The organism is Rahnella sp. PCH160, assembly GCF_047784855.1.
GTDB lineage: Bacteria > Pseudomonadota > Gammaproteobacteria > Enterobacterales > Enterobacteriaceae > Rahnella.
This window is the reverse complement of sequence record NZ_JBLOGT010000003.1, coordinates 171072-198061: the sequence shown is the minus strand read 5'-3', so window position 1 is coordinate 198061 and position 26990 is coordinate 171072. Positions and strand designations below refer to the sequence as shown.

Genomic DNA, 26990 nt, shown 5'->3' with positions numbered 1-26990 from the left:
AGCTTTAAAACCAGCGATAAAGCGTGAGCTGGTCAGCTATCTGACCGCGCAGTTTGCCATGAGCTTACGCCAGGCATGCAGGACATTGTCGCTGAGCAGGACGGTATTTCGTTATCAGCCGGATACGCGACGTGATGAGCCGGTGATTATGGCGCTGACCGTGGCGGCTGAACGCTATCCGCGATACGGATTTAAAAAGCTTTTTCAGGTGCGCGCAGGCAGGCAATACATGGAACCATAAAAGGGTTCACCGTATTTACTGCCTGCTGAAACTGAATTTTCGCCGTAAGGGAAAAAAAGCGCCTGCCGCTGCGTAATCCGGCTCCGCTGGCGACGCCAGAGGCGATGAACCAGAGCTGGTCCATCGATTTTATGCACGATGCTCTGGTGTGCGGCAGGCGCTTCCGGACCTTCAACGTGGTGGATGATTTTAACCGCGAAGCACTGGCGATCGAAATTGACCTGAATATCCCGGCGCAGAGGGTCGTGAGAGTGCTGGACAGGGTCGTGGCAAACCGTGGATATCCGCTGAAGATGCGGATGGATAACGGACCGGAACTGATATCACTGGCTCTGGCGCAATGGGCCGAAGAGCATGGCGTGATGCTGGAATTTATCAAGCCGGGTAAGCCAACACAGAATGCGTTTATAGAACGGTTTAACCGAACATACCGGACCGAAATACTGGATTTTTATCTGTTCAGAACACTGAATGAAGCACGGGAAATAACGGAGCGCTGGCTGAATGAAATATAACAGTGAGCGGCCCCATGAATCCCTGAATAACCTGACACCGGAAGAATACCGGCTGATGGCTGAGAAACCGGAAATCTCAAAAAGTGTGTGGAACTAAAGCTGGGTTACTTACAGTTGCAATAAATAGTTCACCTGACTTTACTGTTAATGAGAAGTCCACGCTGCTGCTTAACTATTATGGAACTATAATGAAGCATTCTTTGTGAGCCTAAACTTATCCAACGAAGTCATGATTTCTTTGATTGAATTATCCGATGAAGATAGTTTCAAAATTAACTTAATCATCAGACTTATAGATGGAGGTTATTAATGAAAAAATGGCTATTTCTAATCTGGTAAATAAGTTACAAGAGAAAGAATTTATCAAACTGTTCAGGCAGAAAACTGCCCTTTTGACCTTCAGTGATGATGAAGGCGCAGATTTATTACTTCCCGCTTTGCAGAGAGCCGGAATTATCAGAAAATGGTCAGTACGTGATGATGGAAAATATCAGATTGTATGTCTATCGGGTTTCGGCCAGGGAGGACTACTTAGACTGAGTTTCAGGTAAGGAGCGGACTTCTCTTTTACCATTTTCGTCAGATTGCGGTTTTCCGCCAGACTGCCCAACGTTCTCAGGCCACCCTCGGGAAAACGGTCCTAACCACATCATCTGTATCTATTTTAACGTCATGAACACCATATCTTGGTTTATGGCGTTTTTTTTTTGTTTTTTTTTCATCCTGCCGCCTGCGGGTTACCTTTTCCGACGTATAGGTTATAATTGCTGAGGATTCATGGGCTTGCATACCGTCTGGTCCGGTCGGGCGGCAGCGACGGGGGCGTTGCTGACCGCCCTATCCCCCCTCCGCACGTTGGCTTTTTCCGGTATACCGGATAACTCCCCAAAAAGACCGATCACCATTTTGGTATTTATTCCGCTCGATTGCGACGCGGATTTTCGGCACACTGTGTTTAATCACAGGATAATCGCCGCCGGTAGCCGGCTCTGCGACACAGATTGCGGAGATTAAAAAATTGAGCCTTATACCCCACGAAAGTTTTCAGAATTCACCTACCTCAATTCTGCCTGAATAATTATGAGCAAATTCCCGCTGGCCCAAATAGCCCCCTCTTCTGTAAAATCTAGCCGCTTGCTACTTTGTTACTCCAGACGATCACATTCCATTTTCTGCTATTACCGGCAACCGCGACCGCCAGGCGGATTTTGGCCTAAACCCCACAATCTTGTGCTTACACCTATATCTAGCCACTAAATACAGCGCCGAAAGGATCCTTTTCGGATCCACCCTGTACAACGGGCTAAATTATTTGATTCCGTTTTATGGCATAATTCCATAAGTCGGAAAGGATGACCGATCACGCCCACGAGTTTTTTGCCGTGGTATCCGCCCCCCGCTGGGCGAAAATGGTCACCTTAGCCGCCGCTGGCGGATGATTTTGTGCAGATCGCGCTGTGTGAATTCTGGGAAACGGGCAAGGGTTGTGGGCGCTATTTTTTACGTAGCGCGATCTGCGTCTTTTTTTACCAAACGTGATGAAATTTGCGGTTATGTTTTAACGGGAGGATGACCTATGACTGATATGACTACGCTGCCGGGACCGGAGCGTCGCCCCATGTTAATGGTGCGTCCGGAAGATCACCGGCGCGCGCTCGCCCTCCGCCAGATGGCGATAGCCTATGCCGACTTGCCAAGATACCTTTTATTGCCGGAGGTCAGCGCCCTGCTGCACTACTTACCTGACTGGTCACAGCACGCCCTGGTCTCCACGCTGTGGAATACCGGCGGGCGGATCAATGAAGTGCTGGCGTTGAAAAGGCGCGACTTCAGGCTTAACGGCGATTACCCGCACGTGGTGATCCGAACCGCCAAGCAGCGCCGCGCCGGTACCGGCCGTCCCGCCAAGGGTAAATCGGCAAACCGCGTGGTGCCTTTGTCGGATCCGGGTTTGTCGACGAACTGCGCCGGCTGTTCGCCAGTACGCGTGAGAGGATTGAGACCGATGCGCAGACCGGTGAGCGTCGTCCGCTTCCCATCTGGACAGCGACCGACAGGACCGTGCGAAACTGGTTAACCCGGGCGGTCGATGATGCAAGACGTGACGGCGTGACGTTTTCGGTACCGGTGACGCCGCACGTTTTTCGGCACAGCTATGCCATGCACCACTGCTATCAGCATACGCCACTGAAGGTGCTCCAGGCACTGCTCGGCCATGAGAAAGCGGAAAGTACGGAAGTGTATACGCGCGTTTTTGCTTTAGATATTGCGGCCAGTCAGCAGATCACCTTCAGCATGCCCGAATCCCAGGCCGTTACATTACTGAAAGAAACACATCGAAATAGTGCATTACTGATACATAAATGATGCCATTTAAACATCATTACAGCATCAAAATAGCACTAAATTGGCATCATTTTAGTATGTAATATGTGCATCACAGATAACGATTGCTTGTACAGTATCAGCCAGGCTTACAGGCAGGATGTATGGGTGATTGGGCTGTTCCGCATGCCGACATTTTATAACGTTAATTCAGTGTAATTAAGGAGCTATTTTTATACCTAAAAAGCTCCTTATTGGTACCAAAATAGTGTCTAATTTCTTACTCACCAAACCCGTTTTCAGCATAGAAGGACAATGCATGACGGATCATATTCAGCTTTGATCGCTGGGTCTTCTCACACAGCCCCTCCAGCTGGGTAAACTCATATTCATTAAAGGGAACCCTGATTGCCTTAAAGTCGCGTTTTGCATCCTTTGAAAGGACAGGCTCCTGTCTCTGTGTTGGCTTGCTTTCAGCCTGGGCCGCGAAAGCTTCAATTTTTTCGGCGTCAGCTATCTGAACAGCTCTCTCTCTGCGCTTTACCATTTCACGATCTCCTGTACCAGACACTGTATTTCACCGCGGGCTTTGCCGTTATCCATCTCCACTACACCTTTCCCTTCTGACATACAGTCGCGGTAAATCTTTCTGTCACGAATGATTGTCTGCATCAGACTCAGCACCGGATAATCTGCCAGGTAAATTTTCGCGTCCTGCGTTTCGTTGACCACAGGGTTGGTAGGTGCCATGGTCAGCAGCGCTTTGACCTGAAGCTTGGGATTCAAATCGAGCGCCATCGTGATGATGTCGTGCAATGCAGGTAACGTATCCAAATCGGGTTGTGATGGACGAAACGGTACGATCAGCACATCAGCGGCACTCATGCCAGTGCGAAGTTCGCGGCTGTCACGTCCTGCAGAATCGACAACCACATATTCATAACGTTTAGCCAGGTCGGAAAGCGTTTCATGGATATTGTCGAATTTCTGGATACTGTGGATTTTTGGAAGATCCGTATTTTGATTACGATCGCTGATCCAGTTCGACGCTGTTCCCTGTCTATCTGCGTCAACCAACATCACGTCTTTTCCCTGTCTGGCAAGTTCAGCGCTGATATTCGCAGCAGTTGTGGACTTTCCACACCCCCCTTTTTGACTCCCTATAAGTATAATCATGGCACCTTTCCAGTGTTATATTGATATCAAAGTGGTACTACTTTAGTCCTTACTTTCATAATGTACAACTGACTACACATTGTTATCCATTGCTTTCATGGATGCTTTGAAGAAAGGAACACATTTCAGGGGGGATAGATTTCCGACCACGAAGAAGAAAAAAAGTCTGAGTCTAACGTGATATAAATTGCGGTAATAGAAAATCATTAAATTAATATATGTAATTCATATAGTTAAAAAATTACTTTTTTGCCAAACGTGATAAGTTTTGCGGTACGTCCATGGTTTTTCTTCCCAGCTTAAATGATCAACCGGACGTGATACGATTTGCGGTGTATTTCTGCCAGGTTCTGGTATCTAGAACGGATAGCCGCTATACGTGATAATTTTTGCGGTAACGTCGCACCAATTTTTCATAAGATATGTGTTTCGTTATGGTAAATACACGGGTGCGGATCCTTTCAGACAGATCTAGATGTCAGGATCTGAGTGCTTTAGATTTTTTAGGTGATAAGTTTTGCGGTTAATTATTGGCTTTTATCCATTTAAATCATCGTGATACCATTTTTATGGGTATAAGTGTGGGGTTAATCTTAGCGAAATAGTAAATATTGTATGACGATCATTCTTCCTGTGGAGATCAAAATAAAAAAACAAATCGAAGCTGCGTTAGCTCGTTTTATTTCTTGTTTCTTATTTCTCTTTTCTTGTTTCTAGGAAGGATATTAATGTTTACTAACAGTAAGTTAAAAACCACTGCGTGATATCATTTGCGGTAAAAGGTGATAACATTTGTGGTGAAAGGTGATAATTTTAGCGGTGCCACGTGATCGGATCTGCGGCAAGACGTGATCCGATCATCTGTTGATAAATCCATTTTTAACGTGATATATTCAGAAAAAATATCACCTTTGGGTTGAGACATGGACAAGCAAAGCGTCAAAAAACTGTATGTCACTCAGGACAATAAACTTCTGGAAGGTGCTTACAGCGCGACCCTTGATGAAATGCGCCTGCTTTATCTTGCATTGGTACAAATTGACAGCAAAAAGCCTCAGCCCGATGGTATTTATACTTTGTTTCCTGCTGACTTTGAAAAAATGTTCGGGGTCAATCCATCCCATACTCATCAACAGCTTAAAAAGGCCGCGGATTCACTGGGTAGCAAGCCGATTGTCACGTTTGAATGGAACGAAAAAAAGCAGCGCCTTGATAAAGTCAAACGGTTCTGGTTTTCTTCTATCCGCTATGACGCATCCGACAACAGCGCCGATGTGACGATCCGTTTTTCTCCTGACGTGGTGCCCTATCTTTATGACCTGAAGCGCGAGTTTACACAGGTCGATTTTCAGCATGTGTCAAAACTGGATACTCCCTTTGCATTCCGCCTTTACAGTTGGCTGGTAAAGTTTCGGAAACTCACAAAAAATGCCCGCAATAACGGCATTATCGAGACCGATGCCTTAGAAATTGACTGGATGAAAGAGCGAACGGGTCTGGTGGGGAAATACGAAGAATACCGATTTTTCAAACGTGATGTGCTGGTTCCTGCTGTGGAACGTATTAACGCCAATACGGATATTTCTGTCACCTGGGAACCGGTAAAAATGGGAAGATCCGTTAAAGCGATAAAGTTTTTTTACATTACTGAGACAGGGACCGCTTCTGCCAAACCTTTACGGCCACGTCTGCCGAGAAGACCCCATGCTATTACAGGGTCTGACAAGGAAGGCGCCTGGGCGAGAAAATGTATAGGGGTAATGCAAGATTTTAGAGCCAAGCTGGAAGAGTATGATCCGAAAGAGAAATTACCCTTGGCTGACTTAAAAAGATGGCTGCATTGGTATGAGATTATTGGTGATGAAGTGTCAGTCAAACGCATGAGGAGCGAAATTTCGGGAAGGTCAAAAAGAAATAATGGTGGGCTAAAGGTAAACGCTACGGTTTAAGAGTCGACCCTGATCCTTTGTCTGATCCGTTTTTCAATTCCTTTAAGGTTCTGTATTGCGAAGAGGTTGAAGCTTTGATCGCGAGAAAGAAGTGATAAAACAAAGAGTTTTATTTCTTGTATATGATCGGTACTTAACGCCTCCCTTCTTGTCCTCCTCTGAATACCATGACGCTAATATTAACTATGCACGGCATACTTGTACTTAAATAAGTACATTGCTATTATGCCTGACAATCGTCTTAAGGAGGTTATTCCATGCGACATATCACTTTTACAGAAGCCCGTACCAATTTTGCAAATGTACTGAATCAGGTCAGCGATGACGCGGATACAGTAGTCATTACCCGTCGCGGTAGTCGTGACGTCGTGATGCTCGACGCAGATGAATACAGCAGCATGGTCGAGACGCTTTATCTTTTCAGTAATCCTGCGAACGCTTCACATATAGAGGCATCGTTAACCCAGTTGGATAGTGGAGATACGGTAGAAATTGATGTATGAAAACCGTATTCACGCAGCGCGCAGCTGAGGATTATCGATATTGGCAGGAAAATGACCCAAAAAAGTTTGAGCGCGTTCGGCAGTTGATTAAAGCTGTGCATGCTGATGCGTTTGTTGGGATAGGCAAACCCGAGCCATTGAAGCATAAAAGGCCACTATGGTCGCGGCGTATCGATCGGGAACATAGGCTTGTCTACTACGTAAAGGATGGGGAAGTTATTATTATTGCATGCCGTTTCCACTACACCGGAATCTAATCAGCCCGCATTGAGCGGTTTTTTTTTGCCTGAAAGGGGGCAATATGTGGATAACGAGGGGCGGAATTGATCCCGCTGTTCAGTCAGATTGGCTGTATTCGGGCAGTCGTTCTGGTATTGCCATGCCGGTATGATTTTCCATGGGTTACGTGCCTTATAAATGTTAGTACCGATGTAAAAATGGGTCTTCCGCAACTTGGGTGGTTCTGATCATGCAAGAGGACTCATTACTCGCCGTCTCAGCAACTCGAACCCGGCACGACCATACATTTGGCGTTTCAACATCTTCAGTCGGTTTACATGCCCCTCAACAACGCCGTTACTCCACCTGGAACAGATAGCTTCAACTATTGCGGCTGCATCAGATTCCATTCCTGCAGCAACCCGTTGCAGATCAATAAGCCCGCTTTCGGTTACTTTGATGAACCACGGGTTTAACAGTGTTTTATTTCTCGTTTTCAGCATTCCGTAGAAGTCGAGTGCCAGCTGCCGTGCCATTTTCAGTTGAGGCTCTTTTTCGCACATCAACCCGATGAACCGTGATGCGTAGCTTTCTTCCCCTCTGATTATTCTCCAGGGCATCAACCAACGGCTGACCCTTGAGGCTGAGGGAAGACGGACTGAAGCAATGCTCGGGTCTGTCACCCCCTTCCGCCATTTGGTAATGGCATCTCTGACCGTTGTTTCACTGCCCGTGAAGCCCATAGTAACCATTTCCCGCCATATCTGGCTGGCATTATGGTTACCATTTTCCCGTTGTTGTTCCAACCAGGCGCGCCATGAGTCAAGAAGGCTGGCCTTCGGTGGCCTGATTGACATCTCAGGGAACGTAACCGACTGTATCCATCGGCGAACAGTCACCCGCGATAACCCGGTGATACGAGATATTTCCCTGATCCCTCGCCCATTTGTATGGAGTGAGTTCACTTCCACCCAACGTTCATGCCGCTTTTCACGTCTTTGCTGCTTGATCCGTTCCGGAAGGAGAAGTACTGGTGAGGTTGCTGATTGAACTTCAGGATCATTCTTTTTGGGCGACAGTTTAGTGGCAACCAGCCGTATCAGCGACATATGCCGGTACATCATCCGTTCCAATGCGTCACCAATATTCTTCAGGAGGTGCCAACGATCGGCGACCTGCCTGGCCTGCGGAGCACCATCACGTGCGGCCATCGCATAGATGCCACCGCGATCGCGTGAGACAACCTGTATTTCCGGATATTTTCTGAACCAGGCCGCCAAGGCACGTTGTTCACGTCCTGGAAGAAGTACCAGAGGGCGATGAGTATCAAGATTGACGATCAACGTGCCATATCGATGACCACGATGCCATGCCCACTCATCGATCCCTACATGCGGGGTTACAGTTTGTACGGGTTCAGACGCCTGAACCACTCTGCGCAACAGAGTATCAGCGCTGGTTTGGATACCGGTGGCTGTTGCGGCCCGCTTCCCGGCCTCGCCACCGGCGATTAGCCCCAGTTGATGCTGTAAATTCTGCAGAGCCTCTGAGGATTGCTGCCTAGAACCAGCGAAAGGGACCAGAGATTCAGTGAAGATTTTACGCGGGCACGCCGGGTTACGGCAGTACCAATGGCGGACAGCAAAGGTTAGATAAAGCGTTTGTCCTGAGCACGGAAGATGCTGTATACGCCGCCGTCGGCAACTATGTACGGAACTACTGCGCTTCAGGCATTCAGGGCAATTGGCTGATTTCCGGGTTGCCCGGAGATTGATACTCACCCCGAGTGGGCTAGTGATTTGTTGGACGACCTGCCATCCGCGCGGCAACTGTAACAGAGACTGAAGTGAAGTCATTTGTTGTCCCTAACTTAAAACAACTTAGATCCTTGTTAACTAATAAGTTTCATTTATTTTCTTCCACCCAAGTTGCGGAAGATCCACAATTCAATCGGCATTGACATATAAATAGATGCCCCCCCGTTCTATGTAACCATTCTTTTCAATACTTACTCAGTATTTATCGAAAAAAGTTAGCATGTCCGCCGATCTGCATCATAAGTTCTGATATGTTTACATTAGGGCTTTTGTGTTGCATTATTGCTTTTTTAATTAAATGCAGCATATGGTGGGATATGTCCAGAGATATCAAGCAGGTTGATAAAATCGCTGAGCGTTCAGAAAGAATGCTCGTGTCTCTTACTCAACAGATAAAAGCACAGAAGGAAGAGCTTGAAGAAACCTCTTTTTATCAGGTTTATGCAAAAGCCGCACTGGCTAAACTACCTAAACTAACCAGAGCCAGCGTTGATTATGCTGTAAGTGAAATGGAGCAGTCCGGTTATAACTTCGAAAAGAAACCCGCCGGCACTTCTACCAAATATGCCATGAGCATTCAGAATATCATTGATATTTATCACTACCGTGGCGTACCTAAGTATCGAGATCGTCATAACAAAGCCTTTACTGTTTTTTTGGGTAACCTCAAAGGTGGAGTCTCCAAAACGGTCAGCTCAGTCTCTCTGGCTCATGGTCTGCGGGCACACCCGCATCTGTTACTGGAAGACTTGCGTGTGTTAGTCATTGATCTCGATCCTCAGTCATCAGCGACAATGTTCCTTAACCACACGCGCTCTGTCGGATCCGTGGATACCACAGCAGCGCAGGCCATGTTGCAAAATGTCACCAGAGAAGAATTATTGGAAGAATTTATCGTTTCTTCCATCGTCCCTGGTGTGGATGTTTTACCCGCTTCTATTGAAGATGCCTTCATTGCCTCGAAATGGGAGAGTCTTTGCGCTGAACATCTTCCAGGACAAAACCCTTTTGCTGTCCTGAGAGAAAATGTCATTGATAAAATTTCCGGGGACTACGATTTTATTTTCATTGATAGCGGACCCCACCTGGATTCTTTCTTAACAAATGCCATTGCTGCTGCTGATTTACTAATGACTCCGGTGCCGCCCGCGCAGGTCGACTTCCATTCGACATTGAAGTACCTCACCCGCTTGCCCGAGCTTATCAGCCTGATTGAAGACTCAGGGATGAAAACACGCCTGCTTGGCAATATTGGTTTTATGTCCAAGCTACTTAACAAAGCCGACCACAAGCTGTGTCACAGTCTGGCTAAAGAAATTTTCGGCGGTGACATGCTTGATGTGGCTTTGCCTCGCCTGGATGGTTTTGAGCGCTGTGGTGAGTCCTTCGACACGGTCATTTCGGCAAACCCAGCGACGTATGTTGGAAGTAGCGAAGCATTGAAAAATGCGCGCACAGCGGCAGAAGATTTTTCCAAAGCCGTATTTGATCGTATTGAATTTATCAGAATGAACTGAGGAAAATCATGAGCTCCAAAAGAACCACCATCGGCAGAACATTTACTCAGTCATTGCATAAAGACAACACTGAGGTTGAAGGCTATACGCAGCGCTTTACGCTGGCGTCAGGAAAAACGGCATCCTTTAAATTGTTAAGAGTTGAAGCTGATAACGTAGAAACTGGTACTTTCGTTACGCTTGAAACGAACGGGCGCGATCAGTCTGCGCTTACTCCTGAATCTTTAAGAGACATAACCAGAACTCTTAAGTTGCAGCAGTTTTTCCCTGCAATTGGCAGACGCTTACCTCAGGGGATTGAGATCCTCGACGGCTCGCGTCGCCGTGCCGGAGCTATCATTGAGAAAGTGGGTTTTAATGTTCTGGTGACTGAGTCAGATATCAGTGCATCCGATGCCCGGCAACTTGCTGCCGATTTACAAACAGCTAAAGAGCATAACCTGCGAGAGATAGGCCTGCGCTTACTAATCCTGCGTGAAAATGGTATGACTCAAAAGGAAATTGCTCAATCGGAAATGTTGTCTGAGGCGAAAGTCACACGTGCAATACAGGCGGCCTCCGTTCCACCAGAAATGTTAGCTCCCTTCCCCGTTCAGTCGGAACTCGCCTATCCTGATTTTAAGCTGTTGCTGGATATATATCAGCAACTGATGACGAAGCAAATTAGTGTGGATGATGTGGTTGAAAAAATTAACGAATCAAAAGCCACTTTGTCTGACAGTTTAGCCACCGATGAAGTGAAGTCTGCGATAATTCAGCTCTTCAAGTCTGTAACAACCATGATGTTAGAGAACCCAGAAAAACAAAAAATCATCACTACATCCCTTTGGAACTTTGGGGTTAAGGATAAGTTTGCCCGGAGAAAAACAAAAGGGCGACTACTCAGCTACGAGTTCAACCGGCTACCTAAAGAGGTGCAAGATGAACTTGATTTGGTTATCCAAAACACAATCGAAAAGCACTTCAAAGTCTAAAAGTTCTCCCTTTGGCGATTTCATCCTGAAATTTCCCAAGGGAGAGGACAATTAGCAACAGATAGTTGCCATGGTACTTAGTATATTTCTCCACAGCAATTTAAAGTTTAATGATTTGATTTTTAAAGAATAATTATTATTTTTTTTGTTGAATTTCACCCTGAAATCGCCAAGCGTTTCAGGCCTTTTAGCGGAGTGAATAGACGATAAGGCCGTTGGCGACCATTTCCCATAAATATGAAAATATTTATCCGAACCGGTTGCGGAAATCGTTAAGTACGATGCTTCAAACGCATGCTGAAAAAAGACTGAAGCCCTCCGGCGTGCCGGAAGATTTGTGGAGAGAACCATATCATTTATGCTGTTATGCAAAGGGATAATCGGACTGGAGACGTTGACGGGCAGGGCACGCAAAAGCGCGGCGGAGTGGTGTTTTCTCATCAGCTGCCTGTTTATCGTGCCGCTGCTGATATTTGACGGATTTAGTGTGCCCCTGAAGATACTCCTGCAGTTGTGCTGGGCGATCGTGGTAGTACGCTCGGCGTTTCTGGCGTCTGAAACCTGGAAGAAAAACCGTAAGTAAAACCGATCATCGCTTTCCGCCGGCCTGCGTGCCGGTTTTTTTATGGCTACATCAGGCCGGGAGTGTGCGGTTTTCACATCGGCTGCAGACGATATGACGCTTCCTCGTCGCGGCTGTTAGTTCCTCGCGGTGCTGCGGTACGCCTCAGCCGAGTCTGCGGCGAGCGTTGCGGGTTTTTACGGGATGGATTTTTTTACCCTTTTTCGACATTCTCAAGACGACTGCCCGGTCGTGCTGGACGGCATCAGAACCCGGACGCATGATAAGGGGAGCGTTTAACTCCGCCGGAGACATGAAATGGTCATTAATTCCCGTTTTCCCAGAGAGTTGATTTTTTTTCTCGGACGTCAAAGATGCCGTCGCTGACGCGGCGACCCGCATTTTTCTGACAGGTAAAGAAATCTGTCACGATACTCTGGTTGAATGCCTGGCCGACCGTCTGACTTACGCGAAAATCATTGAAGACAACTATACGGCCGGTGTGATGTAGCAGGCGATTGACCTGCTTGATGAGCATCGTGGCCACCGCTGAACCGCCCGATACGCACACAATATCACCTCATTAATCGTCTGATCTCAGGGGCCGGCTCTGCCAGTGTCCTGCTGTCGTTCCTTCCTGATACCGCGCCCGTTGTTGCAGATTGCCGCCCTATTTTCATACCGCATCCGGTTATCCACAGTTTCACTGAGTAACTTTGGTATTGGCGGGGGATAAGTCGGTTGGTGGTTCTGCAACGACCCTGTACAAGGATTCTGCCGCCCAAGGGTGTCGCGTTGCTCCCCGTTCATAGCACCTCGCGGTGCCGCTGCGTTTCAACACATTCCGCGTCATCTCGTATTTTCAAGAATGTTAGAGCCAACGCCGTGCGGTGGATTTTATACTGACCGTTCCGCCTTATCTCCTCGGTTTTACCGACCGTTCCGGGCGGTCTATCGTCAATGACAAAAACGGCGACTGGTTACTGCCTGTCAGTAAAGAAATGTTCCGGGTGCTCAAACCCAACAGCCTGGCAGTGAGCTTCTACGGCTGGAATCGGGTGGATTTGTTTATGCAGTCGTGGAAGGCGGCAGGGTTTCGCATTGTCGGCCACATTGTCTTCACCAAAACTTACGCCTCAAAGTCAGCGTTCGTCGGTTATCAGCACGAAAGCGCTTACGTACTTGCTAAAGAGCGACCGCCGCTGCCTGAAAAGCCGTTACCGGACGTGATGCCCTGGCAGTACACCGGCAACCGCCACCACCTGACGGAAAAACCTGTCTCAGTGTTGCAGCCGCTGATTGAGTCCCTCACACAGCCCGGCGATATCATTCTGGACCCTTTCGCCGGCAGCGGTTCTACCTGCGTCGCGGCGGAACAGACGGGACGACGCTGGATTGGCATTGAGCTGATGGAACAATACCACTCGACCGGATTACGCCGCCTGACAGAGCTGCGCAATGCGCGCGCGGCGTGACATTCAACACGACAAAAGGAAATACACGGTGAACTATCAGGGTAATGAAGCGCTGCGGGCCGACGTTGCGCAGCTGGCGAACGCCATGTTTGAACTTCGTGAGCGGCAGCGCGCGCTGGAATCAACCTAGTTTTGGAACAGTGAGGAATTATCACAACGTCTGGCCGGACAGATTATCAGCCAGATGAACACAAGATTCCTCGATATATACCAGCAGGTAAACGAACTGGACCACGTATTTCGGGATTAGTGCTGGGATAACAAGGCCGCAAGAGCCTTGTTGTTTTCAGGCGTGGAGACGTCAGGGGCGATAAACCCCGAACTCTTCCCGGAAACGCCACGCGGCATTTCCCGGCCATTCCGGGGCCGCAAAGGAGGCTGGAAGAGTCAGATAGCTGAAATGCGATAACACCGATGCCGTGCCTTCACTGTAGACAGGCCGCTCCAGCTGCAAGCAACTGTCTTGTGTGGTGGCTATGAGATTGAAATTAGTTGTGGGTACAACCATTACTGGCAGTTTTGAGCGATCAGCAGACGTTCGTAATTGAGTCGCCATGGAATTTGCTAACGATGCCGTGTGTCAATCAACTGGGAACAGGTCAGCGATTCGATGCTAATTTCAGTCCCATCCGGGCAAGGCAATTTCAACATAATGTAAACGCCTCTTTCTTTTAAGTTAAAAAGTTAGCCTCATAAAGTTCAGGCCGTTGACACTATTGTATAAAAAGACATGATAGTATTTTAAAAAAAAGGTTCTTGTTATGAGCAATTCAACATTCACATCAATAGGGCTGCTCCTGTTTCCAGAGCTCACTCAGCTTGATCTCACCGGTCCGTATGAAGTTTTTGCTAGGGCGCCTGTTGATCCCTTCCCAATATTGATACCAGGATAAATCAGAGATCCGGGTCTGTTTGCAGGCTTCGGACAAATTCTTCCGGAGTCTGGTTATTTAATGAGGAATGTGGCCGGTACTGGTTATATTCCTGCCGCCAGTGCTCGATCTTCTCCTGAGCATCTTCCAGTGACAGGAACCAGTGCACATTCAAACACTCATCGCGCAGGCTCCCGTTGAATGACTCGACCAGAGCATTATCTGTCGGTCTGCCGGGCCGTGAGAAGTCCATTGTCACCTTATTTTCGTATGCCCATCGGTCAAGCGCTTTAGAGATAAATTCGCTGCCATTATCCGTCTGCAACCGGTGTGGTATACGGTGCTGCATTTGTTTCAGGCGCTCCATAACAGCCACCACATCCTCTCCGCGCAGCCCCTGGCCAACTTCGATCGCCAGGCATTCACGACTAAAATTATCCACTACAGTTAGGGCACGTATCCGACACCCGTTGAACAGATTATCAGCAACAAAATCCATGCTCCAGCACTGATCTAATGCGGTCACTTCTGGACGGGCGTGTCGGTGCCTGGCTGTAACATGCCTGAGTGGGCGTTTTGCTCGCAGATTCAGTCCTTCCTGACAGTAAATTCGGTGGGTTTTCTTGTGGTTGACTAACCAGCCTTCCCTGCGCAAAAGAATATGAATGTGCGGGCAACCATAGCGGATCCGTGTCTCCGCAATTTCTCTTATCCGGTGAGTCAGGGCCCTGTCATCACGACAACTGCGATAGAGGTATACCGTGCGACTCTGCATCATTAAACGGCAACCACGACGCAGCCCGATACGATAGGCGTCCAGCAGGTAAGTCACCGCTTCACGCTTCTGAATGGGCCTCAGAACTTTTTTCGAATGACATCCTGGAGCATTTCCTTATCCAGACTGAGGTCAGCCACCAGACGCTTAAGCCGTTGGTTTTCGTCCTCAAGCTGCCGCAAACGGCGCAGTTCTGTTACGCCCATACCGCCAAATTTTTTCTTCCAGTTATAAAAAGTGGCTTCAGAAATACCCATCTTTCTGCACACTTCCTCCACCCGAGTGCCTGTTTCGGCCTGTTTAAGGGCGAATGCTATCTGTTCTTCGGTATAACGGGTCTTTTTCATGGTTGATATGCCTCTCAGTGAGATGAAAGAAAGACCGGATACTTTAGTTTAGGCTGGCACTGTTTTCAGGGAGGAGATCAGTACCAGTAGTTCTGGTAGTGGCGGTGGCGGATCTAGCAGCAGTAGCAAACCTCGCTGGTCGCGAACTGGCTCATCCGTTGTTTACACCCCTGCAGAGGTGAGGACGCTCACGCCAGTCCGTGAAAACGTCGAGAAACGAGCATCCGTACCAGACCTTCGAGACGTCTTTCTTTGCCATGCATGGGACGACCGCAAGGGAACAGCCAAAGAACTGCATGACGAACTAGAATCGCGCGGTGTCTCGGTTTGGTTCAGTGAAAAGGATGTCCTCCTCGGAGCAACATTGCTACGTGAAATAGATAAGGGACTAGCGAAGTCGCGAGTAGGAATTGTGCTGGTGACCCCTGCTCTATTGAAACGTCTTGCAGGGGAAGGCATTGCAGACAAAGAGCTTTCAGCACTTCTGGCTCGTGATCTGCTCGTTCCCATTGTTCACGACACAAGTTATGAGGCTCTCCGCGAAGTCAGCCCATTACTCGGCTCCCGAAGCGGGTTAAATACTACAGGAGATACGATGGCAAATATTGCTGAAAAACTTTCAGAGCTCGTAACACTCTAGTCGGATAAGCACAGTCAGTTGCCTGACTGTGCTTATCCGACTGTAATGATGAAAATATCTATAGATGGGGACTATTTTTACAGACTTTTCGGTTATCTAAATAGCTGATCCTAATATCGCTACACTTTTGCCTGACCGTGCTTCATGCCAGGGAATGGGCTTACCGTTTTCATAAAGTGCCGTACTTTGTTCAGTAATTGCCACATCGATAGACAGCTATGATTTCTGGTTATTGTGTCGTGTAATGCCTGCCATAACCGTTCTACGTGGTTCACCCACGGTGAGTAGATTGGTTGATAAATAACAATAAATTTTGGGTTCTTCTTCAGCCAACGAAGCGTTTCACGACTTTTATGGATGATGTAGTTATCAACGATCAGCGTGATCGTTTTTGCCCGCCGGTACGTGCTTTTTAGATGTTTTAACAAGCTGATAAATAACCCAGAGTTTTTACTGCTACTGCCGACGTAACTGACTTTTCCTGTGCCGCTGTGCAACGCGCCAGCCAGATAATATTTTTCGTTTTTCCCTGGCGTAATAACTCGCTTTTGTTGACCACGTAGCTGCCAGTCAGCACCTATTTTGGGGTTGAGATGGATATCGACCTCATCCCCGTAAAGCACGGGATGTTCGACGCTACACTCGCTTAGCGCCTCTGCGATAGCGGCCATTTTCTCTTCTTTATGCGGGTCGCGAATACGCAGCGTGGGGGCCGCTCTTCGCCAGACAAGTCCGGCAGAGGGAAGCCAGCGGCGAACGGTTGAAGCATGCAAACGGCACCCGGTTATTTCGTTGATTTTTATTGCTAACAGTTCAGTACTCCAGCGAGAACGCTGATAACCAAAATCTTCCGGCGAATGCTTAATCAGTTGACGCAACAGCACACAAATGTGCTCAAACGGCCAGCGTCGCCCACGGCCTGAGGGTAATGATTTCAGGCCTTCCAGCCCGTTAATTGTGAACCAATTAATCCAGCGTCCCAGCGATGAACGTGCGCAGCAAAGCGTTTTGGCAACGTCACTTATCTTGTCCCCACGATGAAGCATCAACAGCGCGGTGAGTCTGCGGGCATGGTTTTTATCACATGTTTTATGGATGGTTTTTTGCATCAGACGCCTTTCGGCGTTGGGTATCGGTGCTATGATCGGCATGACTCAGTCCGGTTGGTGATTTGGGATATTCAGCGATTGATCAGATCGCTTAAATCGGACTGAGTTCCCTTCTGGTGATCTACTATTTGGAACAGCTATTTAGTAAGAACATGCTAGATGTAATAATCAGAAAAAATAATAAACATTAAAAATATCAATTAAAAGAGATTATCATCTTCACTACCATCACTATGCCGTTCATTGAAATATGCAAAAGAATTGGCATTAGCAGCCCTTTTGAGAAGATCCTTGCACAGACTAAAACGCTCGAAATAGCACCGAGAATAATTAATGCTCGAATATCTGTAAATTGAGTATGAAAAAAAGCAAACGTAATCGAGGTTGCTATAGATGCTAGATAAATCCGCCCACGAAAACACTGTAAAAGCACGTCAAACAAGCAACCTCTGAACACTATTTCTTCGTAAATAGGTACGATAAAAACCATTAAAAAAATAGTTGACAAAAAAATTGGGTCAGTCAGTAACTCTCTATTCCACATTAGTTCTTTATTCTCTCCCATACCCATAATTACAGGCCCTGCGTATTGACAAAATATAATGACAGCCAAGAAGATAAAGAATAATTTTGAGTTAATGAAACCTACCCCCATGTTTTTTCTATTCTTAAAAAAATAAAAATAAATGGGTGTAATAAAAATAAATTCTAATACACATAGAACCGGAATGGCTAATCCTGCTTGATATAACTGATTCCGATTGGGCAACAAGTAGGGATAAAATGTGATTCCAAACATTAATAATACGGGGAGAATATTAATTATAATTAGATGGATATTTTTTTTAATCATCTCTCAATTCTTTCCATTTAAATAAATAATGCGATCAGCTGAAGCTATCGTAGTTTCTCGATGAGCAATGATAACCCTTGTAATTTCAAGTGCTTTGATGGCATTATTCACCATCGTCTCACTTTCCTTGTCCAGAGCGCTGGTAGCTTCATCTAAGAACAAGACAGCAGGTTTTTTGTAAATCGCCCGCGCAATAAACAGTCGTTGTTTTTGGCCGCCTGATAACCCTTCTCCTAATTCACCTATCATAGTTTCATAGCCCATTGGCATTTTTTCGATAACCGCCTGCAAGTAGCTGGCTCGGGCGCATTCTTGCATCCAAATTTCATCTACTTCGTCCGCAAAGCCACTAATGTTCTCCCGAATGGTGCCGGAAAACAGCTTGTCATCTTGCATGACGCAGGCGATCATCTTGTGATAGTTATTAATGCCCAACTGCTGAATATCGATACCGTTCGCCTCAATCCTGCCTTCATCAGGGTAAAAAAGTCCACACAGAACTTTCATCAATGTTGTTTTACCTGATCCTGAAGGACCCACAATAGCCACACTTTCTCCTGGTGCGATGGTGATATCCAACCCATTGAAAATGGGCGAAGACTGGCTATCATACCGATAGCTAAGTGCATGGGTTGCTAGCGAAATCGGCTTTAAGCAAGCCTCGTAAGGGAGATCTGGTTTACGGTTTTCACGCGGATGCAGGGCAATATCGGCAATACGCTCATTGTGCAGACTCATCATGCGTAGCTGCAGCAAGAAATTGGTTAATGATCCAATTCGGTCGGAGAACTGCCCGCGAAAAGCGCCGAATGCAACGAACATTCCGATAGTCATCTGGTTGTCTATTACCAAGTTTGTACCCAACCACAGGATTACCACCTGATCACATGCGGAGACAAGAGTGTTGATGCCGCCAAACAGCATGTCCATTTTAGTCACACGGATCCCAGTATTGATGGTATCGATTTCGAGGTTGAGCCAACGGGCACAGCGTCTTTCAGCTATCGCCTGCATTTTAACAGTCGCGATGCCATAAAGGGTTTCCATGAAATAGGAACTGGCACGTGCAGATCTTACTAATGACTCTTCTGACAGTTGACGGTAATAACCGTAGGTCAGCAGGCGAAGTAATACGTAAAGGGTGGTGAAGGCCATAACAATCCATGTTAACCCCCCCCGTACAAAATCATCATCACGAGCACGCCGATCACCATTATCATGTCCATGATCGCGCCGACGATACTGGTGGTGAAGGTAGTGTGCAAAGTTTCTAGCGATCCAAAACGAGACTGGATGTCTCCCAGTTTGCGCCGTTCAAAATAGCCCAAGGGCAGTCGCAACAGATGATTGAACAACCCGGATTGCCACTGGACGTTAATGAGTGTAGTCATGACTAATGCGGACCAAGCGCGCACCATGCTGACTGCCGCGCGTAGCAGAATAAAGAATAACAGCCCCGCACAGATTAAGGTTAGCAGTCCGCGATCCCCTGCTGGAATCGCATGATCCATCACCAACTGGGTACCAATGGGCATAACAAGGTTGATGGTTTCAATGACCAGTGACAGACAAAAAATCTTTCCAAGCGTTCCTTTAAGACCATGCACACTACCTATTAGCGTGCGAAAACTGAGTCGACTTCGCATCGTATTTGCTTCGAATTCCGCACCTGGCCAGGCCTCTAGTGCCACACCAGTGAAGCTGCGCGAGACCTCCGGCATGTTGATGATCCTGCGGCCCCGTGCTGGGTCATGTATGACCACATGGTTACGTCTGACGCTTACTAGAACCACAAAATGGTTAAACTCCCAATGCAGTACGCACGGCATTTTTAGTGCACCGAGCTCTTCGATATCCAGTGACAAGGGTCGTGAGGACAACCCGAGTTGTTCGGCAATACCGGTCAAACCCGACAACGTAGTGCCACGTGCCGAGAGGTTGAATTGTTGGCGCAGTGCAATCAAATCGACGTTCTTGCCATAGTGACCACAAATCATCGCAAGGCATGCGAGACCACACTCTGAGGATTCAGTTTGATGAACAAGCGGAACTCTTTGCCGCAACCGCATGTCGAGTTGATTAAGCAGTTGTTTGACTTGACGTTTACTCATTGACCGGTCCCGACGCGCTGTGTTTCATGTCGTAAAACGGTGATAACATCCACTGATAAATTTTCCTTTTTTCCAAAAATAGGGTGCTCTCTGCTTTCATACCGTTTTCCAAGCTCAGGCGCTTGCCGTTATACATAATTGCTTGTTTTTCAGGTTTCACGATCACTTTATAGTAAGGTACAGCAGTCGTAAGCGCGGCTTTGGGTGCTCCCCGATAGGTCAACATTTCCTGTGGTGACGCAGGCGCTTTGGAAATAACGGACACCGTGCCGGCAAATTGTCCAAATTTCTGCGCGGGGAAGGCTTCATAGCGTATATTGACCTTGTCACCCGTTGTAATATAAGGAATAGCGTCGTTGGGTACCCAAAGTATCAGAGAGTAATGATCAATACTGGGAGGGATTACCTGCAGCAAACTGTCGCCGACGTTCACCATCTGCCCGACCGTAACGCTAAGCGAATCGACGCGGCCGTCGACTAATGCACGAACGATAATGGCCCCGCCTGCATCGATATTAAGCAATTCTTTTTGCAGCTCGTAGCGCTGGAGTTCCATCTGATAAATCTGGTTATCGAAATCTGAGGCTTGAGTGTGTATTTGACTCTCCAGAGTCGTTATCTGCAGGGAGTTTTGTTCATTCTGCCCGGAGAGGCTCAATAGATTATTTTGCTGCTGGTAATATAGTGCCACCTGATTAGTGAGTTGATCTTTATTGATAAGCCCTTTCTTCTGATATTGCCGATAATTCTCCATATTGTCTTTCATGATACGGAGCCCTTCCTCAGCGCGTTGCAGTATGTTGGTGGATCGTTGAAAAGCAGATATATACTGTACTTTTTGCTTCTCCAGCATGTCGATAGTGGTTTTTTTGCTGCCATCCAGCCGGTTAATAATTTGTGCAATGCGCTCAAGCTGATTATTTATGTCCCGGCGCTGGTTATCACTGACCACGCCACTTTGGGTGCTTTTGCTTACATCTATCTGATAAATGGGGGTGCCAGTCCTAATTACCTGTCCTTCAGTAACAAATTCTTTAACAACGACGCCCTGAACCCCTGAATAGACGTTAGCTACACGTGGATAGGTGCTGATTTCGCCTGTCACGTTGACTCTTCGGGTGTAGTTTACGGTGATGACAAAGGTCAGGAAGGCTGTAATAAAAAAAAGGCACAATCCAGCGATCACCCAAAAAGGAATACCGGGAAGGAGGAGAGCGCGGCCACGCCATTTCGTTTTCTGATAATTAATCGCTTCCTGGCGAAACACTATTGCACTCCTTTATCATTCAAAAAATGTAGCTGGCCACAAAAACAAGTATCACTTTCTGTTAATAGTTTGTTAGAGAAAAGAAAAATCCTATGCTCTATTTCCCAAGATTAAAATCAGCCTTATACTTTTCGAGTTTTAATTATGACTTTCAACTGATTAGGCTAAATCGCAATGAAATGTAAGCGTGCTGGGATTTAACATAATGACACATTGTAATAATATTTTATAATGCAAAACAAAGAAAAATCCTAATTAATAGGACTAAATTTTCTAGATTGATAGCGCGAACCACATAACGGATTGGCTTACTCTGTATGTTTTTGGTGATTGTAAATCAATAAACCCATCAAAGAAAACGTTATCTTTCTGATTGATAATTGTGATCTGTATCACATAAAAATCTACATTTATGTTTAAGCTTCTAATTTCTATTAACAAAGGAGTTGTTTATGAAAATTATTGATTCTCAGTATTTGAATGGAATTTCTGGCAGTGGGAGTGGTAATGACACATCAAGTTTGAGTAGTGGCAATAAAGCAAACTCCAGTGGTTCCAAAAATTCAAATATTAGCAGCTCTGGAAATTATTATGGTACCCATACAAATTCAACATGTGTAAATGGTATATGGATTGGTATGCTTGGCGGTCTCGGAGGTGTTGCTACTGGGGCAGTGCTTGGCGGATGTTTTGACGCAAACGGCGGAAATGTTGGCATGGGTGCAGGTGGGAACAAGAGTACAGGTGCGGTTGGTAGTTGCACCGGTAAAAATGGTTCAGGTGGATGTACTTGGTAGTATTAAAAAAGTAATTGATAATTGCTTTTCAGTTAACGGGTCCCTATGTTTATATTAATTCGCACGCTATTTATATGCATTGGATTTTTCTTGGCTGCATCGATGCTGTCTGGAGCTGGAGTAGGTTTTACTTATACCTATGCAGCTCCTAAAAATCTGTCAGTCTTGGTCATTATGATTGTATTTGTTGGTTGTGCATTTTGGGCCGCTAACGTACTTGCGAAATTCGTGTTTTCCGAATTTTTCAAAAAAAAATAAAATTATTATCAATGATTAGACACCTTAATTTTCATTAAGGTGTCTAAATAACAAGGAAAAAAATCCTATTTTTCGAGATCATAACCCAAGATTTCTCCGTCTATTACATAAAACGAAATCTCATGGTTCACATGAACGAGTCATCATATGAATCTCCAGATAGAAATCAGTTTGGATTTCGGAAGTTATTATACGATGACCCTGTTTTTTGAACAGACCTGCCTATGACGATAAGGGGTAAACTCCCACGCTATACGCTGTTTCCCGTATATTTTTTCTAATCAAACAACTTAAATTCGATACTGCCAAGGCGATAATTTAAAGCGATAACCACTGGCACTAAATCAATCACATATGGATTGCTATGGTTAAATAATGCGCTAAACGTACAAAATTTCCGAAATCCAAACTGCCCCCTTGACCATCGATTAATACGCGCTATAAACCGTGGGAGCAATGGGCAACGCCCGCTTCACGCCCTGAGACATTCGACAAGCTTTTTATGGCTTCAGTAAGGGCGAGTGTCGCGCTTCGAGAGCCAGCAAATATTTTGCTTCGTCGTACTGGGTTCTGGTCTTCCAGCAGCGGTAAATGATCCTTATCCATTTGAAGGCAAGAGCCCGGATTGCAGACTGGTGAGATTTTCCTTTTTCTCGCAGTCCCTGATAATAAAGTCTGGCCCAGTATGATGAGTTAATCGTCTTCGCAGCCCATTCGACAAAGGTCTGCCTGACGAACTTGGCACATTGCCATCGCCAGTGAACCCATGATTTCTGGCCACTTCGTTCGGTCACCGGTGAAATACCTGCATAGTTTTGAATTTCTTCAGCGCTGTTAAACCGGTCACGGTTATCACCAAGTGCAGCAAGCATCCGTGGGCCCATACACGGCCCCATGCCCGGAAGTGATTTGAACAGCCCCGCATCTGGCAATGTGTCAAACAGCGTTTCGATTCGTTCGTCATAGGTTTTGATGATTTCACTCACGACTTTAATTTGTGTCGCCAGTGCTGTTGCCATCAAAGCATTAGCCTCTATAACACTCGGGTCTGTCGTCAATGGGATCGCATTATCAATACTCGCAACACGTTGCTCGGTAAGGGCCATTGCGCGGCCACCTCTGGCATTCAGAAAATTTCGGGTCGTGTCGCGCCTGGCTCGTTTCAGTTGTTGCAGACTGGGCCACCGGATAATCAACTCACACAAAAGTAAGCTACCCCGATGTGAGAACCACTCCAGTGGCTGAGGATAATACTGTTTAAGCGTGTTGATGAGGCGATTCACAAAGCGGCGTTTGTCTTCAACCAACTGACGACGTTGCTCAACCAGTTGCTGAAGTAAGCGAATATCCGCATTGTCGGGTTCAATAGCTTTTATCTTTTGGGGATAACGCAGCATTAACTCTAATGCCAGCTCTGCATCCTGCGGGTCATCTTTAGCGCCGCTGGGCGAGAAGGCTTGACGGTAACGAGCCAGGGACAAAGCGTGGACGGGGAAAACGGTGATAAAGGGATATTTTTGAAGAGCATATACCACGGGGCCCTTCTTCAGCTCGAGAGCTATGGCGATTCTGCCTTTTACCTTCTGGTGTAACTCAGTAAGCCAGGCATCAAGCGCTTCTGCTGTATGTTCAATCACATCGAATACGCGTTCACCGTTTTTAAACTGAACACAGACATCGTGTTTTTTATCCGCCCAGTCCAGACCAACGTGCGCAGCAAATTGATTAGTCACAGTCATCACCAACTCCTTTTTATCGGGGATTGGTATGCATTCCACGCTCTTCGAAAGAAATATAGCCAGCAGTTTATCTGCATGCCCTGAGTATTCGTTAGCGAACGTGGAGCACCTACTGGCTCGAAAGAAAAGCGGCGATCATCACGTGATTCTCGCTCAATATTCGTAACCAGCAAGCGCATACCCTGAATCACTTAATAGTGTAATTCTCAGGGTGCGAATGACTATACCTCGCTCATAGCCACCCGTGGTCTTTCTAGGGCTGCAGAGCGATTTTACTAAAGCTGATAATATATCAATTGGTTGGAAAAGGTGTGCTCGACTATTTTTCAGAAGCGGACAGAGTAAATCAAAAGTTATCAGCCATAGGATTAAGTCTATGATGAAAAAATAGTTTAGGATTTATGTTAAAAGGTAGTGAATGACTGACCATAAAACACACAGAGTGAATGCAATCTGTAGCACCTTAAATGGATATCTTATATAGCGCCATTCGTGACGTTCTCTGGCGTTGGCTTTTGAGATTGAAGCTTCTAAATTTGGTTTTTTTTTTCTTCTTTTCCGCAGTTCAGTACAACCCCAAAGTAAAAGAAGTACTACCACCACAATTTTAAGAAGTACTGAGCTGTCTATATTGAAATGTGTTTCCCAAGTCCAATTAGTATTCTTCATCCTTTCTGACCTTTTATATTTTAGCCTGATATCAAAGATTTATAACAAGTAATGACTTGCATATCCACCCAAAAAAAATGGTTAATCAAAATTCTTAGCAATGATCATGTCCTTAACAAGTTGCATAGTGAAGTTTGACAGACTTAATCGTCAATGACTAAACCCCTGCCATAAAGGCAGGGGTTGCACGCTAAATGAGTCCTTTCTGGAAAAAAGTAACCCGTGTCGCTTCATTCAAATCCATACTTTTCATTACTTCAGGTGACACCCAGATAATTTCCTGAAATTCCTCGTTAAAGGTAATCTTCCGGTTAGCAGCAATGCAGTCAAATATAAGATAAATCATGTAAATTTCTTCGGTGCTTCCATCTGGATACATTTTAGTCCGGATATCATCACGAAATGCCCACGGCTTAACATCAGTGATACGAAGTTCCTCACCTAGTTCTTCCATGATTTCGCGCCTTAGAGCCGTTTCCATCATTTCGCCGGGTTCCATTCCCCCGCCAGGCAGAGCCCACTGCCCCGGAAAAACCCCACGATCGGAAGCCATTTTACAAAGCAGATACTCACCGTCATTTTGTATCACAGGGCACACGATTACTCTCTGGCGCATTTTATCTCCTTAACATCATTGCTTTCTGAATTACCCTATCAGAAAAGGTGTCAATTTCACCCGGATGATTACAAATCATAACTCGCTGACGAAGATGTTTCGGAAGATTATCGGTAAAATGCTGATATTCCGCATACCATCCTTTTATCCATTTAATCTTCATCTCCTCATTTGGAAATTCCTTTGGTCGGACACCATGTTCTTCATCATCATCGAGATGGGTGAGTGAATGCTCTACACTATAATCAATAAAAACAATAATATCAGGCTCCGGTAGCAATTCGTTAACACTATTCCATAGATTTATGTAGGAGTCATGTTGCGCCTTACTAATATATTCAGAGCTCAACATAAAATTGATAAATATGACATCCTCAAGATGAGACCGTTCCATCACCAGATTAAACCCCTTGTCCAGCCAGGATTTAATGATCAACGCGCGTTGTATCATAAAGTTGAGCTGGATAAGATATCCATAGTTGCTTGTGTCATCAAACAGATAAGGAAGGAGAGAATGGTGGACGCTTTTTTCGTCTATAGCGATAGTATGCGGTTCGACCTTAAATAAAGATGTTGACAGTCGTCTGAGAAGAGTGCTTTTCCCTACTCCTGAATTTCCAGACAGGCATACATATAACGGTTTTCTCTCGATGTTGCTCTCTTTTTTATCTGCTGACCAAGGGTCCATATAAAGATAGTTATATCTCATACAATGAACTCCCTTTCATCCAGCCAGAAACGGTTATTTTCACATTTCTGCATGATTTCATTATTCCCGAAAATTGCATTGATAATCTCTTCTGGTGAATTTGTTAGCATGTTGCCCAGCAGAGTATAGTTTTCACCATCGGGAATAATAATATCAAAATTCGGCTCCATAACAACATTCGCTTTATCTCTCTCTTCGAAGGTGGCCCAACTGATGGGCATGCCTGGATGTTGTTCTTTCAGGATTTTCATTTTATATGTAAATAAATCAGTATTAATTTCTAGTTTATCTCTTTTCTCTTTCCCTACGCCTAATGGGCAGAACTGATAAAAACGCCATGCTTGGATTTTATAGGGAAGAGCTTCAACCCAACTGACAATATCACTCAACATATTTATATTTGACTGTGAGACCACTGTAGTGAGTTTGATGTTAATGCGGTTATTATTATCTGGAAGCCACGTTAATATATTTTTGATAACTCTGTGCTGGTTACTCATTTTGTCACTGCGAATCTCCGAATTGACGTGCCTATCAATCCCGTCAATTGGCATTCCCACCCAGTCCAGAATCGAATTTAACCGTTCATGATCCATTGTGAAACGATGTCCGACTGTGGACAGATAAGTCATAAAACCCATCTGCTTGGCATACTCAATCATGTTAATGAAATCGTCTCTGGATGTAGGTTCACCACCCGTAAAGCCGATACGACGGAAACCCATTTTATACATGCGTTCAATGACATTAAGGGCACTGGAGAGAGAAGAGTCCTTGATGCCGGGGTTACGGAAACACAGGTCACATCCTAGATTGCAGTGTGAGGTTATTCTAAAATCTAGAAGCAGGTTGCTGATGTCCATTACGAGCCCTCTGAATGTTGATTAGAAATCCAATAACCACACAAAATTAATGGTTATTAATAAAGGTTACTCTTCTATTGAACAATTTTAAA

At 45.9% G+C, this 26990-nt stretch carries 22 protein-coding genes and 4 pseudogenes; 12 read left to right on the top strand and 14 right to left on the bottom strand.

From position 1 onward, the window contains the following. From ACM5QY_RS26480 to ACM5QY_RS26470, 3 genes and pseudogenes are all read left to right on the top strand, one after another. Window positions 1–853, top strand: a pseudogene (locus ACM5QY_RS26480) (IS3 family transposase); the annotation flags it as partial. A 220-nt stretch (window positions 854–1073) separates the two neighbouring features. Further along, window positions 1074–1307, top strand: coding sequence for a hypothetical protein (locus ACM5QY_RS26475; protein ID WP_416123574.1), 234 nt, complete (start codon window positions 1074–1076; stop codon window positions 1305–1307). A gap of 1025 nt (window positions 1308–2332) precedes the next feature. Then, window positions 2333–3123 (top strand): annotated as a pseudogene (locus ACM5QY_RS26470) (tyrosine-type recombinase/integrase). Between the two features lie 238 nt (window positions 3124–3361). Here ACM5QY_RS26470 and ACM5QY_RS26465 read toward each other — a convergent pair. After that, on the bottom strand, window positions 3362–3628 hold the full coding sequence (locus ACM5QY_RS26465; RefSeq protein WP_416123445.1) for a ribbon-helix-helix domain-containing protein: 267 nt from the start codon (window positions 3626–3628) through the stop codon (window positions 3362–3364). Next, window positions 3622–4257, bottom strand: coding sequence for an AAA family ATPase (locus ACM5QY_RS26460; protein WP_416123444.1), 636 nt, complete (start codon window positions 4255–4257; stop codon window positions 3622–3624). The genes ACM5QY_RS26465 and ACM5QY_RS26460 overlap by 7 nt, the downstream gene beginning before the upstream one ends. A gap of 923 nt (window positions 4258–5180) precedes the next feature. On the opposite strand from ACM5QY_RS26460, the gene ACM5QY_RS26455 reads away from it, so the two are divergent. The 3 genes from ACM5QY_RS26455 (at window position 5181) to ACM5QY_RS26445 (ending at window position 6966) form a co-directional block, all read left to right on the top strand. Continuing rightward, a complete protein-coding gene (locus ACM5QY_RS26455; RefSeq protein WP_416123573.1) occupies window positions 5181–6206 on the top strand; it encodes a replication initiation protein in 1026 nt (341 codons plus the stop codon). A 257-nt stretch (window positions 6207–6463) separates the two neighbouring features. Beyond that, window positions 6464–6709, top strand: coding sequence for a type II toxin-antitoxin system Phd/YefM family antitoxin (locus tag ACM5QY_RS26450; protein ID WP_416123443.1), 246 nt, complete (start codon window positions 6464–6466; stop codon window positions 6707–6709). Beyond that, window positions 6706–6966 carry a Txe/YoeB family addiction module toxin gene (locus ACM5QY_RS26445; RefSeq protein ID WP_416123442.1) on the top strand — a complete coding sequence of 87 codons (261 nt, stop codon included), beginning with the start codon at window positions 6706–6708 and terminating at the stop codon, window positions 6964–6966. The genes ACM5QY_RS26450 and ACM5QY_RS26445 overlap by 4 nt, the downstream gene beginning before the upstream one ends. 210 nt (window positions 6967–7176) lie before the next feature. Here the strand turns inward: ACM5QY_RS26445 and ACM5QY_RS26440 are convergent, their stop codons facing one another. Continuing rightward, entirely contained in the window at window positions 7177–8784 is a 1608-nt protein-coding gene (locus ACM5QY_RS26440; protein ID WP_416123572.1) for an ISL3 family transposase, read from the bottom strand. Window positions 8785–9062: 278 nt separating this feature from the next. On the opposite strand from ACM5QY_RS26440, the gene ACM5QY_RS26435 reads away from it, so the two are divergent. Both ACM5QY_RS26435 and ACM5QY_RS26430 read left to right on the top strand, forming a co-directional pair. Beyond that, window positions 9063–10262: an AAA family ATPase gene (locus tag ACM5QY_RS26435; protein ID WP_416123571.1), complete on the top strand. Its 1200-nt coding sequence runs from the start codon at window positions 9063–9065 to the stop codon at window positions 10260–10262. A gap of 8 nt (window positions 10263–10270) precedes the next feature. Next, window positions 10271–11236, top strand: coding sequence for a ParB family protein (locus ACM5QY_RS26430; protein ID WP_416123570.1), 966 nt, complete (start codon window positions 10271–10273; stop codon window positions 11234–11236). A gap of 51 nt (window positions 11237–11287) precedes the next feature. On the opposite strand, the gene ACM5QY_RS26425 is transcribed toward ACM5QY_RS26430, so the two are convergent. Then, a complete protein-coding gene (locus ACM5QY_RS26425; protein WP_416123569.1) occupies window positions 11288–11896 on the bottom strand; it encodes a hypothetical protein in 609 nt (202 codons plus the stop codon). A gap of 227 nt (window positions 11897–12123) precedes the next feature. Then, a complete protein-coding gene (locus tag ACM5QY_RS26420) occupies window positions 12124–12336 on the bottom strand; it encodes a hypothetical protein (protein ID WP_416123568.1) in 213 nt (70 codons plus the stop codon). A 352-nt stretch (window positions 12337–12688) separates the two neighbouring features. Here ACM5QY_RS26420 and ACM5QY_RS26415 point away from each other — a divergent pair, with 352 nt between their 5' ends. Together ACM5QY_RS26415 and ACM5QY_RS26410 are read left to right on the top strand one after the other, a co-directional pair. Further along, a complete protein-coding gene (locus ACM5QY_RS26415; protein ID WP_416123567.1) occupies window positions 12689–13273 on the top strand; it encodes a DNA methyltransferase in 585 nt (194 codons plus the stop codon). Between the two features lie 761 nt (window positions 13274–14034). Beyond that, window positions 14035–14133: pseudogene (locus tag ACM5QY_RS26410) on the top strand (DJ-1/PfpI family protein); the annotation flags it as partial. A 34-nt stretch (window positions 14134–14167) separates the two neighbouring features. Here the strand turns inward: ACM5QY_RS26410 and ACM5QY_RS26405 are convergent. Next, window positions 14168–15267 (bottom strand): IS3 family transposase gene (locus ACM5QY_RS26405; protein WP_416123566.1). Its coding sequence is split into 2 segments (ribosomal slippage): window positions 14168–15006 and window positions 15006–15267, totalling 1101 coding nucleotides; the frame shifts between segments, so codons are not numbered across the junction. 178 nt (window positions 15268–15445) lie between these two features. Here ACM5QY_RS26405 and ACM5QY_RS26400 point away from each other — a divergent pair. Then, a complete protein-coding gene (locus tag ACM5QY_RS26400; RefSeq protein WP_416123565.1) occupies window positions 15446–15907 on the top strand; it encodes a toll/interleukin-1 receptor domain-containing protein in 462 nt (153 codons plus the stop codon). Between the two features lie 119 nt (window positions 15908–16026). Here the strand turns inward: ACM5QY_RS26400 and ACM5QY_RS26395 are convergent, their stop codons facing one another. The 4 genes and pseudogenes from ACM5QY_RS26395 to ACM5QY_RS26380 form a co-directional block, all read right to left on the bottom strand. Continuing rightward, window positions 16027–17058 (bottom strand): IS630 family transposase, encoded by a 1032-nt coding sequence (locus ACM5QY_RS26395; RefSeq protein ID WP_416123554.1) that lies wholly within the window; start codon window positions 17056–17058, stop codon window positions 16027–16029. A gap of 154 nt (window positions 17059–17212) precedes the next feature. Beyond that, window positions 17213–17869: a CPBP family intramembrane glutamic endopeptidase gene (locus tag ACM5QY_RS26390; RefSeq protein ID WP_416123564.1), complete on the bottom strand. Its 657-nt coding sequence runs from the start codon at window positions 17867–17869 to the stop codon at window positions 17213–17215. 3 nt (window positions 17870–17872) lie between these two features. Then, window positions 17873–19980, bottom strand: a pseudogene (locus ACM5QY_RS26385) (peptidase domain-containing ABC transporter). Then, entirely contained in the window at window positions 19973–21247 is a 1275-nt protein-coding gene (locus ACM5QY_RS26380) for an HlyD family secretion protein (protein ID WP_416123563.1), read from the bottom strand. The pseudogene ACM5QY_RS26385 and the gene ACM5QY_RS26380 overlap by 8 nt, the downstream one beginning before the upstream one ends. 452 nt (window positions 21248–21699) lie before the next feature. On the opposite strand from ACM5QY_RS26380, the gene ACM5QY_RS26375 reads away from it, so the two are divergent. Continuing rightward, window positions 21700–22044, top strand: a complete 345-nt coding sequence (locus tag ACM5QY_RS26375) for a hypothetical protein (RefSeq protein ID WP_416123562.1) — start codon at window positions 21700–21702, stop codon at window positions 22042–22044. Window positions 22045–22802: 758 nt separating this feature from the next. Here the strand turns inward: ACM5QY_RS26375 and ACM5QY_RS26370 are convergent. From ACM5QY_RS26370 to ACM5QY_RS26355, 4 genes are all read right to left on the bottom strand, one after another. After that, complete coding sequence (locus ACM5QY_RS26370; protein WP_416121892.1) at window positions 22803–24041, bottom strand: IS110 family RNA-guided transposase; 1239 nt, start codon at window positions 24039–24041, stop codon at window positions 22803–22805. Between the two features lie 859 nt (window positions 24042–24900). After that, window positions 24901–25326 (bottom strand): nucleoside triphosphatase NudI, encoded by a 426-nt coding sequence (nudI, locus tag ACM5QY_RS26365; RefSeq protein ID WP_416123561.1) that lies wholly within the window; start codon window positions 25324–25326, stop codon window positions 24901–24903. A gap of 1 nt (window position 25327) precedes the next feature. After that, window positions 25328–26035, bottom strand: coding sequence for a deoxynucleoside kinase (locus ACM5QY_RS26360; protein ID WP_416123560.1), 708 nt, complete (start codon window positions 26033–26035; stop codon window positions 25328–25330). Next, window positions 26032–26898 (bottom strand): radical SAM protein, encoded by an 867-nt coding sequence (locus ACM5QY_RS26355; RefSeq protein WP_416123559.1) that lies wholly within the window; start codon window positions 26896–26898, stop codon window positions 26032–26034. The genes ACM5QY_RS26360 and ACM5QY_RS26355 overlap by 4 nt, the downstream gene beginning before the upstream one ends. Window positions 26899–26990: the final 92 nt, after the last annotated feature.